Raw genomic sequence first — 15635 nt, 5'->3', positions numbered from 1 at the left:
AGCCCTTTATTTATCATTTAATTATAATATAAAGCTATCGCAAATGCCATCACAGATAGTACAATTCCTATCATAAAAATAGTATAAGTAATGCTTAACATTCTATATTTTTTTTCCAAGACTTTTCCAAGATAATATAAATCTCTTGTTAATGAATTGTAGACATAGTCCCTTTCATTTATCAATTCATTCATTGCATCTTGGTATCTATCGAGAGACATTTGATAAAAATTACCAAAAAACAAAAGATTTACTTTGCGTGCTTGTAAATCGTCTTCAGTAAACTGTTCGTATGTCACTTTTGGTTTCGTAGAAAGGATTGCAAAAATTATGGAAATTACACTTGCAAAAGAAGTACACAAGATGGAATAATTAAATATTCGTTTTTAGGAGAACCTAATTTTGGCACTAAGGTAGATAGCGCAATTGAGATAATAATTGCATTAACTGAAAGTAAAATATTTGCTTTACTGTCTGCTATATCACTCAATCTTGTATGATTACTCAACGTTACACGATATAGTGTGTCAACACCGCGTTCTGGTTGTTGGAGTTTATCATTTTTTTTCTTTTTAAGCTCAAACTTATTTAAACCTTCACCAACAACTTCAATTTCATTAATTTTATTTTGAATTGCAATTAAGTTGATATCCTTTTGTTCTTGCCATAATTTCTTAGCAGCATCTGTAAAGTATCGATGACCATTTAAAAAAAAACAACGATTTTCTTTTAACCAGTCAAAATCAGAAAATTCTTTATGATGAACTTTCTTAAGCTCTGTACGTAATAAATCTCCAAATTTATTATAATCAGAATGGCCTAAGTGGAAAGAGTCCGCATCACGCATTATAGACTCAGTAATGGTATCAGGAGTACGTGTAATATCTGTGGATAAGATTAGATTAGTAATTTCATTGATATTTTGGATAGAAAATTGATGTTGTTCCAAATATTCTTTCGCAATTTTTACGCTATGTTGCTCGTGATTTTCTGTTGAAATACTATAACCTGTATCATGAAACCAAGCAGCAAATAATAAATTTTGTTGATCATTTTCTGCTAAATCATAGTAATTCATTAGTGTTTTTACCGATTCAACAACCATAACGGTATGCATAAAATTGTGGTAAGTAAAGTCGAAAGAAAGATTATCTTTGAATAAGTTAAAAACGTAGTTTTCGACACCAGAAAGTTGATCATTCATGAGGCTATATTTAATAATAAATGTATGAAAATTATACCAACCCTTTACAACTTTAAGAAAAATTATCCTTTGTACCTTTTAGTTGGTTCATCTTTTTTTATAACATCTTGTGCTACTCATCGTGCGCAATTCGGTAAAAACTTAAAAGACAATCCTATTCAACATGTACAGGGAAAAAAAATTCAGTCATTTTATCTTATCGGAGATGCAGGTAATTTGGATCTACCAAGTAATAAAACTGAATTTGAGATTTTGAAATCTGATTTGCAAAAAGCAGATTCGGCTTCGTATTTAATTTTTTTAGGAGATAATATTTATCCTAAAGGACTAAATCCAGAGAAAGATAGTCCTGAAAATGAAGAAGGAAAAAGGAAGTTGGACGTACAAATAGATTTATCTAAAAATTTTAAAGGGAAAACACTTTTTGTGCCTGGAAATCATGATTGGTATAGTGGACTTCAAGGTTTAAAAGCTCAAGAAAAATACATTAAAAAACATATTGATCAAAAAAAGGTTTTTTTGCCTAAAGATGGATGTGGGATTGACAAAATAAAAGTGAACGATAGTATTGGTATTATCGCTGTAGATTCGCAATGGTTCTTAGAGGATTGGGATAGACATCCTGGTTTGAATGAAAAATGTGATATAAAAACACGTGATGCTTTTTTCGATGAATTTGAGTCTCAACTAAATAAATTTCAGAACCGCACAACCTTATTAGTGGTGCACCATCCTTTAGCAACTAATGGTTCTCATGGAGGGAAATATAGTTTAAAACAACAATTATTTCCTTTAGATAATCATTTTCCTTTACCTGTTATTGGTACACTTTTAAATTTAGTACGAGCTACATCGGGGTTAAGTCCTCAAGATTTACAGAATACAACTTACCGAAATTTTTCTTCGCGAATTTCAACGTTATTACAAGATCGTAATAACGTAGTAGTTGTTTCGGGACACGATCATAATTTACAATACGTACAACAAAATAATTTAAAACAAATTATAAGTGGATCTGCTTCTAAAACTCAAGCGGCTAAAAAATCAGGTAAGAATGATTTTTCGTATGGCCGTAAAGGTTATGCAGTTTTAGACGTGTTTAGTAATGGAGCTTCAGAAATTAGGTTTTATGGATATAATGGTAATTCTTCGGAATTATTGATGGCAAAAGAAGTTACTCCAGAAAAGAAAGAATATAAAGACCCAGGTTATTTAAATCCTAATGAAGGTATTGTAAAAACCACAGTTTATGATCCGGAAGCTACAAAAAAATCAGATGTATATAAATTTTTCTTTGGAAGACATTATCGTAAAATGTATGGTAGAGATATATCAGTATCCTCTGCAGACTTAAATAATTTATATGGAGGGTTAACTCCTATAAGAATGGGAGGAGGACACCAAACAAATTCTTTACGTTTGGTAGATAATCAGGAGCGCGAATATAATATGCGTGCTGTAAAGAAAAGTGCGACAAGATTTATACAATCTGTAGCTTTTAAAAATGATTATGTAGTAGAAGAATTTGAAAATACTCTGACAGAAAAATTTTTATTGGATTTTTATACAACTAATCATCCCTTTTATCCTTTAGTAATTCCTTCTATGCAGAAGGCATTAGGCATTTTCCACAGTCAACCAAAATTGGTATATATTCCTAAACAAACTGCTCTAAAAGAATATAACGAAAACTTTGGTGATGAGTTATATATTATTGAAGAACGTCCCACAGCTGCACATCAAGATGTAGAAAGATTTGGATCTCCAAATGATATTGTTAGTACGGAAGAGATGTTAGCAAACATCCAAAAGGATAAAAATACATTTGTAGATAAAGATATTTATATGCGTGTTCGTTTATTCGATATGTTAGTTGGAGATTGGGATAGACATAGTGATCAATGGCGATGGGCAGAATTTAAAGAGGGTGATAAAACAATTTATAAACCAATTCCACGAGATCGAGATCAAGTATTTCCTCATTATGATGGAGCATTTTTCAAAGTGATTATGGGAATTCCACCGCTAAGACATATGCAAGATTATCGTCCAAAATTGAAAAATGCAAAATGGTTTAACCGAGAGCCTTATCCATTAGATTTAGCAATTTTAGAAGCTTCTGAATTGGAAGGTTGGGAAAAACAAGCTAAATATATTCAAGATAATTTATCAGAAGAAATTATTCGTGAGTCTTTTAAAATTTTACCTGAAGAATCTAAAGATAATTACGATGAAACAATTATACAAACCATTTTAGCCCGAAAAACTCAGCTAAAAGATTTTGCAGAAGAATATCATAAAGTACTTTCAAAAGTAGTTATCTTAAAAGGTACAGATCAAAAAGATGAATTTTTCATAACACGTTTGCCAAAAGGTAAAACGCAAGTTAAAATATATTCAGGTGACGATCGTGAGCTTATTTTTGATAAAGAGTTTAACCGTAAAGAGACGAAAGAAATTAGGTTATTTGGGTTAAATGATATGGATAAATTTGTGGTAGAAGGAAAAGCGAGTCAACCTATTTTAATTCGAATGATTGGAGGAATAGATGATGATATCTATGAAGTAAGACGTTCTAAAAAGATAAAAGTTTATGATTATAAAAATGGTAATTCTACAGAAAATTCAGCCTTTTTAACACAAACTAAATTAGTAAACGATTACGAAATAAATACATATGATTATACACAGCCAAAATACAATGTATTTACAATGTTACCTAATGCGGGATATAATCCTGATGATGGAATAATGGTAGGATTGTCACCAACTTATACCTTTAATGGTTTTGATCGTAAGCCATTTTCATCACGTCATACAGTAAATTTAAATTATTATTTTGCGACAAAAGGTTTTGAAGCAAAATACAAAGGGTCTTTTCTTAAGGCGATTGGTAAATGGAATTTAGATATTAATGGACGATATACATCACCTACTTTTAGTACAAATTTTTTTGGTTTAGGTAACGAAACTGAGAATCGTCAAAAAGAATTAGGAATGGATTATAATCGTGTTCGTCAAGAAAGTTATTCTGTAGGACCTTCCGTTTACAAGATATTTAGAAATAATGGTCGATTAGATTTCTTTGCAAATTATAATTATATCCGTGTAGAGGAGAATATAGATCGTATTGTAACTCAATCATCAGACGTAAATTCCGAAGTTTTCAGAGGGCAAAATTTTACAGAAGCAGGAGCAAAATACCTTTATCGCAATTATGATAATGAATCTTTGCCAACATTAGGGATGACTTTTTCAGGAATTGCAAAATGGGTAACGAATAATGAGCGAATTGAGAATAACTTTGTATACACTGAATTAAACTTAGGCTTTACACATAAAATTTCAGCAAATGGAAAATTAACAGCAGCTTCCATGGTTAAAGGGAAAGGTATTTTTGGGAATGGATATGAATTTTATCAAGGTGCAATTCTAGGAGGAGATCAAGATTTAAGAGGTCTTCGTCCTGGTAGATTTGTTGGAGATAAAGTCTTTTTACAAACTACTGATTTAAGATTAGATTTATTAAGAATAAAAGCTGGAATTCCTATGCGTTTAGGCGTATTTACAGGTTTTGATTATGGTAGAACATGGTTGAAAGGTGAAGAATCAGACAAATGGCATTCATCATATGGAGGAGGAATTTGGCTAAATGGAGCACAATTAATTACAGCAACAGTTTCATACTTTAAGAGTTCAGATCCTGGACGTATAGTTGTGGGATTGAATTTTGGATTTTAAGTAATATTAATAAAAAAGAAAACCTCATCTTATATCGATGAGGTTTTTTTATATAAATAATTTATTCTTCTGAAAGTTCTAACCAACGAAATTCATACTCTTCTATTAAATCGACCACTTTTTGTAAATCATCTCCTATAATAGCAATCTTATCATAAGGCAAATTAGGGTCGGATAATAGGCTCGTTAATTCAGCCTTTTTAACCTCTAAAACGGGTAACTCTTTATTGATTTGTTCTAGCTCTCTCTGCTCTTTATAAGATAACTTTCGAGATTTAGTTTCTACATGTTTTACGATAGGTTTTACTTCCTCTTTTACGATATCAACCTTTTCAATTTTAATGTTTTCCTGCTCTACTTTTGGCTTCTCTTTTTCTTCGATATGATATTCTGTATATGTTCCCATATAACGAGAAACTTTACCTTCACCTTCAAAGATCATTAACTCATCAACAACTTTATCCATAAAATAACGGTCATGTGATACGACCAAAAGACATCCTTGGTAATCCTCTAAAAAGCTTTCTAACACTGTTAAAGTTGGTAAGTCTAAATCGTTTGTAGGCTCATCTAAAATCAAGAAATTAGGATTACGATATAAGATAGATAATAATTGTAAACGTTTTTTCTCACCTCCACTTAATCTTGAAATTTGAGTATGCTGTTGTTCTGGAGAAAATAAGAACATTTCTAAGAATTGCTCGGCTCTCATTTCTTTTCCATTAGAAAGAGGGAAAAAGTCTGCAATATCTTTCACAAACTCAATTACACGTTCATCTTCCTTAAAGTTAATTCCATCTTGTTTAAAATGTCCTATGTTTAAAGTTTCACCTCTATCAATTATACCAGAATCAGATGATTCAGCTCCTTCCAGCATTTTTAAGAAAGTAGTTTTTCCAACTCCATTCTTTCCAACTAAACCAATTTTAGCACCACGCGCAAAAACATATGAAAAATCGTCTAAGATTTTTTTCTGGCCAAAAGCTTTAGAAACATGTTCCATTTCAATGATTTTTTGACCTAAACGAGTCATAACCATTTCTAATTTTACCTTTTGATCAACAATTTTGTGTTTTGCAGCCTTTTCAGTATCATAAAAAGAATCGATTCTTGATTTAGATTTTGTTGTACGCGCTTTTGGTTGTCTGCGCATCCATTCTATTTCTTTACGGTACAAGTTTTTCGCTTTGTCTATACTTGCATTTTGATTGTCAATTCGTAAAGCTTTGTTTGTTATATAAGTTTCGTAATTTCCAGAGTGTACGTATAATGTTTTGTCTTCCATTTCCAAAATCTTAGTACAAATAGCATCTAAGAAATAACGGTCGTGGGTAACAAGTATCAATGTTTTATTTTCTTTGTTTAAGAAGTATTCTAACCATTCTACCATTTCAATATCCAAATGGTTGGTAGGTTCATCTAGAATAAGAAGCACATAACCTTGTTCAAAACTTAAGTCAATTAAAAATTTTGCTAAAGAAATACGTTTTCTTTGGCCGCCTGATAATTTTCCAATTTTTTGATCTAAAAAATCAATCTTTAACTTTGATAAAATTTCTTTAATTACTGGTTCAACTCTCCATGCGTCTAGCATATCCATTTTTCCCATAATATCCATTAACTCAGGATTAGAAGGGTCATTTTCGATCATATGATCATATTGGCGAACCACATCTAAAACTTCGTTTGAATGATTAAAGATATATTCTTCAGCTTTTAAGTTTTCTTCGAACTCATCACTTTGATCTAGCATCAAAATTTTAACTCCTTTTCCTGGACGAACGTCTCCAGAATCTGGCGTTTCTAAGCCTGATAAAATTTTTAGTAATGTAGATTTTCCACTTCCATTTTTGGCTACAAAAGCAATTTGGTCACCTTCGTTTACGTGGAAATTTACATCATGAAATAATGTTCGAATTCCGTATGATTTTGTTAGATTTTCAACTGTAAGAAAATTCATTGGTATATACTTATTTATAATTTTTAGAATATAAAACGTTATCCAAAATAAATCAAGATTTTATTTGGTGTTTTATTCCTATAAATGTTAGAATGGTCAAAGATAAGCTAAAGGAAATACTTAAGTTAGCATTTACGTTATATAAATTTATCTTATAGTTTTTTATCTTTTTTTCTAAAAAAATCCTGAAACTTATTAAAGTTTCAGGACTTCCAGAAATTCAACCCGAGGGTTAACGCATAGTTCAATGATTTACTTATTTTTTTGAATAATTTCAAGTGTATTTTGAATAGATTCCAATAATAGATTTTTTATATAATCTTCTTGTGATTTGAAATCTAATAGTTCTAAATTTTTAGAACCAGTTATGATTTCATTGTACTTAATCTTTTTAGTTTTTTTATCAAATAAGGTTAAATAAATATTAGTTTTCCCTTCTAAATTTTTAAAGTCATCATATTTAATACCAGAACGTAAGGCTACAAAAAGTATATCATCATATTTATCATTAAAACTAAGTTCAGAAAAATCGATCTGATCAGTTTTACCATTTAATAGTTTTTGAAATATATCTTTGTTATTAAAATTTACTATTTCAAATTTTTTATTATGCTGAGTTAAATAATGAGCTGTTTTGTTTTTGATAAGACTATCCAATTTTATACTAGCATCTAATTTATTTAAAATTGGGCGTAAAGAAGTTTCTTCTTTAATTTTAAAATCTTCTGTTGAATTATTAAATTCGCCTAAACTATCAGTGATTATAATTACTCCTAAATTACCAACAGGCACATCTAATGCATGTTTGTATAATATTTCTTCTGTTGGAATATCTTCTAAGCTAATTTCTTTAGATTTATTACAACTTGAAAAAAGAGAAATAGATAATATTAGAAATATACAGATTTTCATAAAATATTGATATACAATAAATATAAGGCAAATAAATAAATTACATAATATATTTTTTAAAAATTTTCTTCATCATCTTCATCTAATGTTTTTGCAATTTTATCAATGTTAAGACTTTTAGCCATTGCATCAAAAATTTCTTTATAAGTACCATTTTGATGATATACATCCTCATGCACGCCATGTTCTACTACTTCTCCTTCTTTCATAACATAAGTATAATCAGCATCTATAATTTGCGAAATACTATGAGATATAATAATCACGGTTCTATCTTTTTTAATAGAATCTAAACTATTTTTAATTTGTTCAGTAGCAATTGCATCTAGGCTTGCTGTAGGTTCATCTAGGAATATAATTGGAGGATTTTTAATAAAAACTCTAGCAATCGCAATACGCTGTTGCTGGCCTCCGGATAGTAGCAATGCATTAGAATCATAATTATCTGGTAAAAGCATAATCTGATCATGAATATAAGCTCTCTTTGCCGCATCAATTATTTCCTCTTTGGTTGCATTTATACTCCCATAACGTATATTATCTTCAATACTTCCGTTAAATATGTGATTTTTCTGTAGAACCAATCCTACATTATCGCGTAGGTATTGTGTATCATATTCTTCTAAATTTACTCCATCTAATGTGATTTTACCGGAATTAGGCTTATAAAATTTATCAAGTAAATTAATTACGGTACTTTTTCCCGCCCCAGATAAACCTACAAGAGCAGTAATCTTATTAGGTTGAATTTTCATATTTATATTTTTCAAGGCTAAAAATCCATTAGGATAAGAGAAATCCAAATCTTTAATAATAAATTCTCCCTTTAATTCTGTAGGTATATAATTGCCTGAAGATTCTGTTTCGTCTTCTGCATTTACTATTGCGAAAAAACTTTCTGAATATATCATGGCATCGTTCATTTCATCATAAATACGGTGCAACTGACGAATTGGAGCAGAAACATTATTAAATAGTAAAATGTGAAACATAATGGCACCAATTGTCATAATACCATCTAATACAAAATATGCTGTTAAAATGATTATTAAAACGACACCAATTTGCTCTATAAAAGTTTTAATTCCATCGTAATAAAAACTAGTTTTACGAGTTTGAAGTTGATTTTCTGTTAATTGATGCTGTAAATCAAGTTGTTTTTTAGCTTCAATACTTTCTCTGTTATAAGATTTTATTACTGTTATCGAATCTATAATTCCTAAAATTCCTTGAGATTTAAGTTCTCTAAAATTCCTTAAATTACGGCGCCATCCTCCCAGTTTTTTTGCTTGTCGTTGAGTAATCCAAAAATAAATTGGGATAATACATACACCTACTAAACCAACGTAAAAGTTGGCATTAAACATAAAAAATAAGGCAATAATAGAATTAGCAAATAATGGTAAAATATCAATAAAGAAATTTTGTACAAGTCGTGTTAAACTTTCTACACCACGATCTATACGAGTTTGCAATTTACCGGACTGATTATCATTATTAGTATAAAAGGCCATCCGATAGGTTAAAATCCTTTCAATAATAGCTTGAGATAAATCTCGAGAAATGTATATTCTTAATTTTTCTCCAAAATATTTTTGACCAAAAGTGATAAATAAGTTCAAAACTTCTTTCGTTAGCAGTATTATACTAATAACTGTTAAGATTTGCAATCCTGCTTCTAGTCCTTCACCTGCTTCTACTAGTCTGTTTATCGAATCGACTGTATATTGTAATACTAGCGCATTTACTTGGGCTGCAAAAGAACCAATAAGTGTTAAAGTTAAAGTTCCTACAACAAGCAGACGGTATGGCTTAACGTAGGGTTTTAAGTTTTTAAAGAGTTGAACTAAAGTCATAGTGTTAAATTGATAATCTTAAATTTAGTTCAAAATTTCTACCAATTCATTTTTTTTGATACTTTTCCTAAATCAAAAACAATTTCTTCTACTAATTCTAACAATTCCATGATTAGATCTGGTTGGTTATCTTCTTTTTCCTGATAAAGAATTGGCATTTGATATTCTTTCATTAAATCTTTAGGTGAAAAAGTTTTTTCATATTCCCCAAAAATTAATATAACTGTATGTAGTTGTTGTAGAATTTTAACCATTAAATCGATATGTTCTACCCGTACAATTATATTTTTTTTACGTTGCATAAGTTCTATAATTCCAATAGAATAAGACACAAATGAGTGATTGAAAATCGTAAATCTATTTAATTCTTTAGCATTTATTTGAGTTTTCTTTGGTTCAGAAATTACACGCTGAAATATAGAAGTTACATTTGCCATGTTAACATATACATTTTTACGGGCCAATTTATACTTTGTCATATTTACATCGCGATAAATCACATAATAGAAAATATAAAAAAGGAAATTATAATTAGCAATTAATGCTTTTTGTATAGTGGTATTGATATTTTTGCTTTCCCATGATGGTAAAATAATATAACTAGAAATAAAAGCTAAAGATCCACCTATAAAAGTATCTGCTAATCGTTCCCCAATAATTTCGAAAGAATTATATTCAGTTAAAAAACTAAAAGATATTAGGATATAAGCCGTTAAAAATAGGGTGCCAATAACATATTTATGCCTTAGATAGGTATAAGCAAATATCATTAGAACTAACATTATCCCAAATTTAATTTCTTTATTTTCTATAAAATAAACGACAGATAAACCAATTATTCCGCCAAAAACAGTTCCTAATAAACGCTGATAATTTCTCTTTTTAGTCACACTAAAACCGGGTTTCATAATTACCAGAATAGTCATTAAAATCCAATAACTATGAGATGTATTAGGAAGCATAAATGTTAAAGAAAATCCCATTAACATTACAATACTTAGACGAAGAGCGTGTCTAAAAATAGAAGATTTAAGATTTAAATGTTCAGTTATATTTTTAAGCTTATAATCACGATTAGTTGTAAATTTTTCTAAATGATCGTATGGATTCTTTTTCTTTTCTTTGATATTCTTCTCATAAAAGAAACGATGAATAAAATTAATTTTTTGTACAATATGCTTTAAGTTTAAATATACGTTTTGCATAAAGACTCTATCTTCATCATTATATAAATTGATTTGTTCCTTTAGTTTATTCAACTCCTTATCAAAATCGAACTTTGATTTTGGTTTTCTTGAAGTATTGATATGAAATGCTATGGATTTTAGTTCTAGAGAAATTTTATTTCCAATCCGATAAATTTGTCTGTACGCTTCGTCATTTCCGTATTTATCATGCATTTTTACATAATCAAAATGAGTTGCATTAAAACTTTCGAAAATATCATTTAAATCAGAAAATATGAACACTAACGATCTTCCGATAACAGTTGTATCTTTTATTAACTTTTTATTTTTATAAACTAATTCTCTAACTAAATCTTGTTTCTCATTAATCAGTATTTGTTCTTCTAAGAGTTCCTGAGTAATTTTCTCTGTATCAATCTCAGAATCATAAAATTTACTTTTTATACGCACATATTCCCCGATATGGTTCATACAATCAGCCAAAGCTTGTTGAGCCATTTTATACGGTCTGAATTGAGAAACCATTAGGCTGAAAATCATATACCAAATTCCACCAGCCATTACAAACAAAGAATGTGTAAGTGGAGGAAAGTCAACCTCAGTAGTACGAATTGCTAAACTCATTACATACGATAACATTACAGCCATACCAAGATTAGTTGTTCGCTGTCCGTAAACAGTGAGCATAGCCATGGAAAATGTAATGATTGGTAGAGTTATAAATACAAGTGTTGAATTGTATGAATATGTGCGAGTAAGAAATGATACAACGGTTGTTAGAAAAATTGCTAACAGCATAAAATTTCTACGATCTTTAACGATTCCTGGGATATCACAAATATGGGTTAATACCACACCAAATGAGAGTGTAATACCAATATCAATTCGATCAAATAATCCGAAGATGATAGGAGGTAAGATAAGTGAAAATGATGTTTTTAATCCATCAGAAAACATTTCACTATTAAGGAAATTTTCTATTTTAGTTTTATATTGCAAGTAGGATATATTGTTTTATTACTTACAAAAATAGAAAAGTTTTTAGGTTATAAAGCGTTTTTATATTCTTTTGGTTTTAAAAATATGAACTCCATCAATACTTTGAGTAAAAATTAATGTTATGTCGCCACCATCATTAATTTTAAATTTTTTCTTTATTGTATCGATATTATCCGGATTATTTTTCACCAATAAATTTGCCTTTGTTTTATTAATTTCTTTTTTCGGATTTTTTACAACTTCTAAAATTTCAAATATACGACCAGGGAAGTCTGAGATTAATGCATCAGATGTGTATAGATGTGTATTTTGATGAAGTTTAAATACATCATATTTAGAACATATGATTTTAAATCCTCCTGCTTTTAAAATAGCACTATTAGGTTCGTATAAATATTTTTTTGGACCTCCAAGGACAGGGAAAGATTCACTCTCCTCATTAAACTTATAAGTAAAGGAAGATTGCTCTGTTTCTAAATTTACACAAACTATTGTGGGATTTGAAGTTGTAATTGATTTATCTAGAATAATTAAAAAATCTTTAACTTCATTTTTTAATGCGACAATATGAATTTCTTTGATGCACGAAATCTGATTAATAGTGAGTGAAAGATCTAAAAGAGGAGATAACTTCACCATTATTTGTTCTGTCTTCTCAAAAAAAGTTGGAAGATACTCTAGTATATTAGGTTCTAAATCTTCTAATATAAATTTTCTTCCAGAAGCATTACGACGCGCTGGATCTAAATAAATTGTATCAAAAGTTTCAGAAGGATTTTTTTCAAAATATTCATCAAAAGTTCCTTGGAAACAATGAATGTTTTTCTCTAATATTTTTACATTATGAGCAACAATTTCACTTAAAATTTGATTTTGTTCGATATGAATTACTTCCTCAAATTGATTGCTAAATGCAAGACTGTCTATTCCTAAACCTGCTGTTAAATCAATTAATTTATTCCCTTGTATTAATGATGCTTTATAATTTGCAGTAGCTTCAGAGCTAGCTTGTTCTAAATTAATAGAAGGAGGGAAATATATACCTTGTGTTTTATAAAATGTAGGAAATTTATTTTTTGAAACTTGTAACCCTTTCAGTTGCTGTGCAATTTCAGCTGAGTTTATTTCAGGAAAAGGCGATTTTTTTAATCCAATTGCTCTAATATCTTCTTTTTCAATAGATGATAAATACGCCTGAAATTCAGGAGTTAATATTGTTTCATTAATCACAAAAATCGCCTTTTTTTATTATTTTTTTTCTAGTTTTTCTGCCAAACGAGAAGGTACTATCGGAATGAATAAAGCAGCTTTTACTACTTTTTCTTTTTTCTGATTTTCAATCGTTTCTTCAGTATTTCTATATTTGTTCACGCCGATTAAACTAAGTTCTTTATGATCAAATTCTTTTTGTTCTTTGCGCGCACTAGTATATACGTAATCCTGAATAGTTTCGTTTTCTAAAGCTTTGGTAAATCCACCAACATTCTGTATATTTTTAAACAATTCTAAGGCATTTTCAGCCATTTGATTTGTTAGATTTTCTACATAATAAGAACCTGCAACAGGATCAGTAAATTGATCTAAATTTGATTCTTTTTGTAAAAGTAATTGTTGTTTTGCAGCTATTTCTAATCCAAAATCTGTCGTTTCATATAACTCATCATATGATTTAACGTTGATGATATCACTTCCTCCTAAGATTGCAGCATTGGCTTCTACAGAAGTACGGATAACGTTATTGTATCGATCCAATTTTGATTTATTTCTTAACGAATTTGTAGTATAAATTACGGCTTCACTTTCTACATTATACTGTTCTAAAATCATTTTCCATAAAAAACGGAAAGCACGTAATTTTGCAATTTCGAAGAAATAATTACTACCTACTGCAAATCTAAAATAAATTTTCTCAGCTACCTCAGTCCCAAATTCTTCAAGATATTCTACGGCATGTGCCAAAACAATTGCTAATTGCTGTACATGATTAGCGCCAGCATTTTGGTAAACCTCACCTTGTATAGCAAGTGATTTTTCAAAAGATGTAGTAGCAAGTGCTTTTCTCACCAAATCGTAAGATGCTTCTTTTGTATCCGTTTGCCATAAACCGTTTTGTGCATAATACCCGAAAATATCTAAATTAAGGTATTTCAGATTTTTTAAATGATCTAACTCATCAAACGAATTTGATTCATCTATATTGATAAATAAATCAAGGTACGAGGGTATTGATTTAGTCTCTTTTAATGGTGCATAATTAATATCAAACCCATATAAAAAAGAATAATCCTGATCAGCATTTCCTGTATAATTTGAAATTATTTTCCAATCCGAATTTTTTCGTGGGAGTGGTTGTATAGTGCTGTAATCAATATCATTTATAGTATACAATGGTTTTACGTTGATTTGGTCATTTGTACCCCAAACCAGTGTTTCATTATATTCTAAACCTTTTAACTCAACTTGAACTTTGTTCTTCCATTGTTTTTCAGAAATAGAATCAAATTCATCAAATAAATTACTCATCGGTGGTTTTTTGCGGTTTTTTTTGTGGTTCTTCCTGTATGATAAAAATGTCCTCGTTATCTTTCTTTAAAAAGAACTTTTCACGAGCAATACGTTCAATTTCAGCAGGATTATCGATTAACATTTTTAGTTTTTCATTCTCATTTTCTAGATTTTTACGAAAATATGCTTCGTCCATTTCTAGATTTCTGATTTGCTTATCTAATTCTTGGTGTGTGATAAATGAATTTTGATCGAAAAAAATCATCCAAATAATAAAACATACACTTACAACTGTATAGCGGTTAACAAAATAACCAAACCATTTAACGTAAGGTACAAATTTTGAATATTTTTTGGAAGATGCAAGTTTTTCGATGAATGTGCTCATTATACTTTAGAATTCAATTTTTCTTTGATTACCGAAGATAGTATTTTTACAGCAACTGAATGTCCTTTTTTCATGTTTGGAATAATAATATCTGCATAATTTTTTGAAGGTTCAATAAATTGTTGATGCATAGGTTTTAATGTGTCTTGGTAACGAGATAATACTTCATCTAAATCTCGACCTCTTTCTTGGATATCACGACGAACACGACGAATTAATCTTTCATCAGAATCAGCATGAACAAATATTGTTACATCAAATAATTCGCGCAATTCAGCATCTGTTAAAACTAAAATTCCTTCTACAATAATAACTGATTGTGGATGAGTTAAGATTGTCTCACCTGTGCGTGTATGCGTAATGAAGGAATAAACAGGTTGCTCTATTGTTTCTCCATTTTTTAAGGCGCGTACATGCGTTTTTAATAAATCAAAATCTATGGATCTTGGATGGTCAAAATTTACTTTTGAACGTTCTTCTAAGGGTAAATCATGATTGTCTTTGTAATAATTGTCTTGTGAAATTACAATTACGCTTTCCGTATTTAGGTCTCGTAATATATTATTTACAACAGTTGTTTTACCAGAGCCAGTACCTCCTGCAATTCCTATAACTAACATTTTTGAACGTGTATTTTTGTTATTATTTATCATTTACCAATGTAGAATCAAGAGTTATTATTTAAATTTATTTTATAATAAAGATAATAATTTAATCAATTTCCTAACAGTTTAAATGGAGGGAGTAAATATGTATTTTTAAAAATTTTACAGCTAATTTTCAAAAAAAAACTCACAAGCTGTGAGAGGATTTTTAAAATTTGTTAGTATAGGTTGTTTTGCTGAATAATATCTACTCAATCTCAAAAATTAAACTGTCTGCA

11 protein-coding genes are annotated in these 15635 nt (G+C 29.4%); 1 reads left to right on the top strand and 10 read right to left on the bottom strand.

Annotation, left to right across the window (positions count from 1 at the left end; translation table 11 throughout):
• Positions 1–17 precede the first annotated feature (17 nt).
• Both IM532_RS13800 and IM532_RS01925 read right to left on the bottom strand, forming a co-directional pair.
• On the bottom strand, positions 18–362 hold the full coding sequence (locus IM532_RS13800; protein ID WP_317172970.1) for a Pycsar system effector family protein: 345 nt from the start codon (positions 360–362) through the stop codon (positions 18–20).
• Complete coding sequence (locus IM532_RS01925; protein ID WP_317172969.1) at positions 338–1204, bottom strand: HD domain-containing protein; 867 nt, start codon at positions 1202–1204, stop codon at positions 338–340. Before IM532_RS01925 ends, IM532_RS13800 begins: the two co-directional genes overlap by 25 nt.
• A gap of 24 nt (positions 1205–1228) precedes the next feature.
• On the opposite strand from IM532_RS01925, the gene IM532_RS01920 reads away from it, so the two are divergent.
• A complete protein-coding gene (locus tag IM532_RS01920; RefSeq protein WP_194181756.1) occupies positions 1229–4945 on the top strand; it encodes a metallophosphoesterase in 3717 nt (1238 codons plus the stop codon).
• A gap of 61 nt (positions 4946–5006) precedes the next feature.
• On the opposite strand, the gene IM532_RS01915 is transcribed toward IM532_RS01920, so the two are convergent.
• The 8 genes from IM532_RS01915 to udk form a co-directional block, all read right to left on the bottom strand.
• Positions 5007–6905, bottom strand: a complete 1899-nt coding sequence (locus tag IM532_RS01915; RefSeq protein ID WP_194181755.1) for an ABC-F family ATP-binding cassette domain-containing protein — start codon at positions 6903–6905, stop codon at positions 5007–5009.
• Positions 6906–7157: 252 nt separating this feature from the next.
• Entirely contained in the window at positions 7158–7817 is a 660-nt protein-coding gene (locus IM532_RS01910; protein WP_194181754.1) for a hypothetical protein, read from the bottom strand.
• 56 nt (positions 7818–7873) lie between these two features.
• Positions 7874–9673 (bottom strand): ABC transporter ATP-binding protein, encoded by a 1800-nt coding sequence (locus IM532_RS01905; RefSeq protein WP_194181753.1) that lies wholly within the window; start codon positions 9671–9673, stop codon positions 7874–7876.
• A gap of 38 nt (positions 9674–9711) precedes the next feature.
• Positions 9712–11859, bottom strand: a complete 2148-nt coding sequence (locus IM532_RS01900) for an FUSC family protein (RefSeq protein WP_194181752.1) — start codon at positions 11857–11859, stop codon at positions 9712–9714.
• A 60-nt stretch (positions 11860–11919) separates the two neighbouring features.
• Positions 11920–13089 carry a class I SAM-dependent methyltransferase gene (locus IM532_RS01895; protein ID WP_317172968.1) on the bottom strand — a complete coding sequence of 390 codons (1170 nt, stop codon included), beginning with the start codon at positions 13087–13089 and terminating at the stop codon, positions 11920–11922.
• 18 nt (positions 13090–13107) lie between these two features.
• Complete coding sequence (locus IM532_RS01890; RefSeq protein ID WP_194181751.1) at positions 13108–14382, bottom strand: methylmalonyl-CoA mutase family protein; 1275 nt, start codon at positions 14380–14382, stop codon at positions 13108–13110.
• Positions 14375–14752 carry an FtsB family cell division protein gene (locus IM532_RS01885; RefSeq protein ID WP_194181750.1) on the bottom strand — a complete coding sequence of 126 codons (378 nt, stop codon included), beginning with the start codon at positions 14750–14752 and terminating at the stop codon, positions 14375–14377. The genes IM532_RS01890 and IM532_RS01885 overlap by 8 nt, the downstream gene beginning before the upstream one ends.
• A complete protein-coding gene (gene udk / locus IM532_RS01880) occupies positions 14752–15372 on the bottom strand; it encodes a uridine kinase (RefSeq protein ID WP_194181919.1) in 621 nt (206 codons plus the stop codon). The genes IM532_RS01885 and udk overlap by 1 nt, the downstream gene beginning before the upstream one ends.
• Positions 15373–15635 lie beyond the last annotated feature (263 nt).

This window comes from Faecalibacter rhinopitheci (assembly GCF_015234135.1).
Taxonomy (GTDB): domain Bacteria; phylum Bacteroidota; class Bacteroidia; order Flavobacteriales; family Weeksellaceae; genus Empedobacter; species Empedobacter rhinopitheci.
Note: the sequence above shows the minus strand (reverse complement) of the source record. Positions and strands in the feature narration are given on the sequence as shown.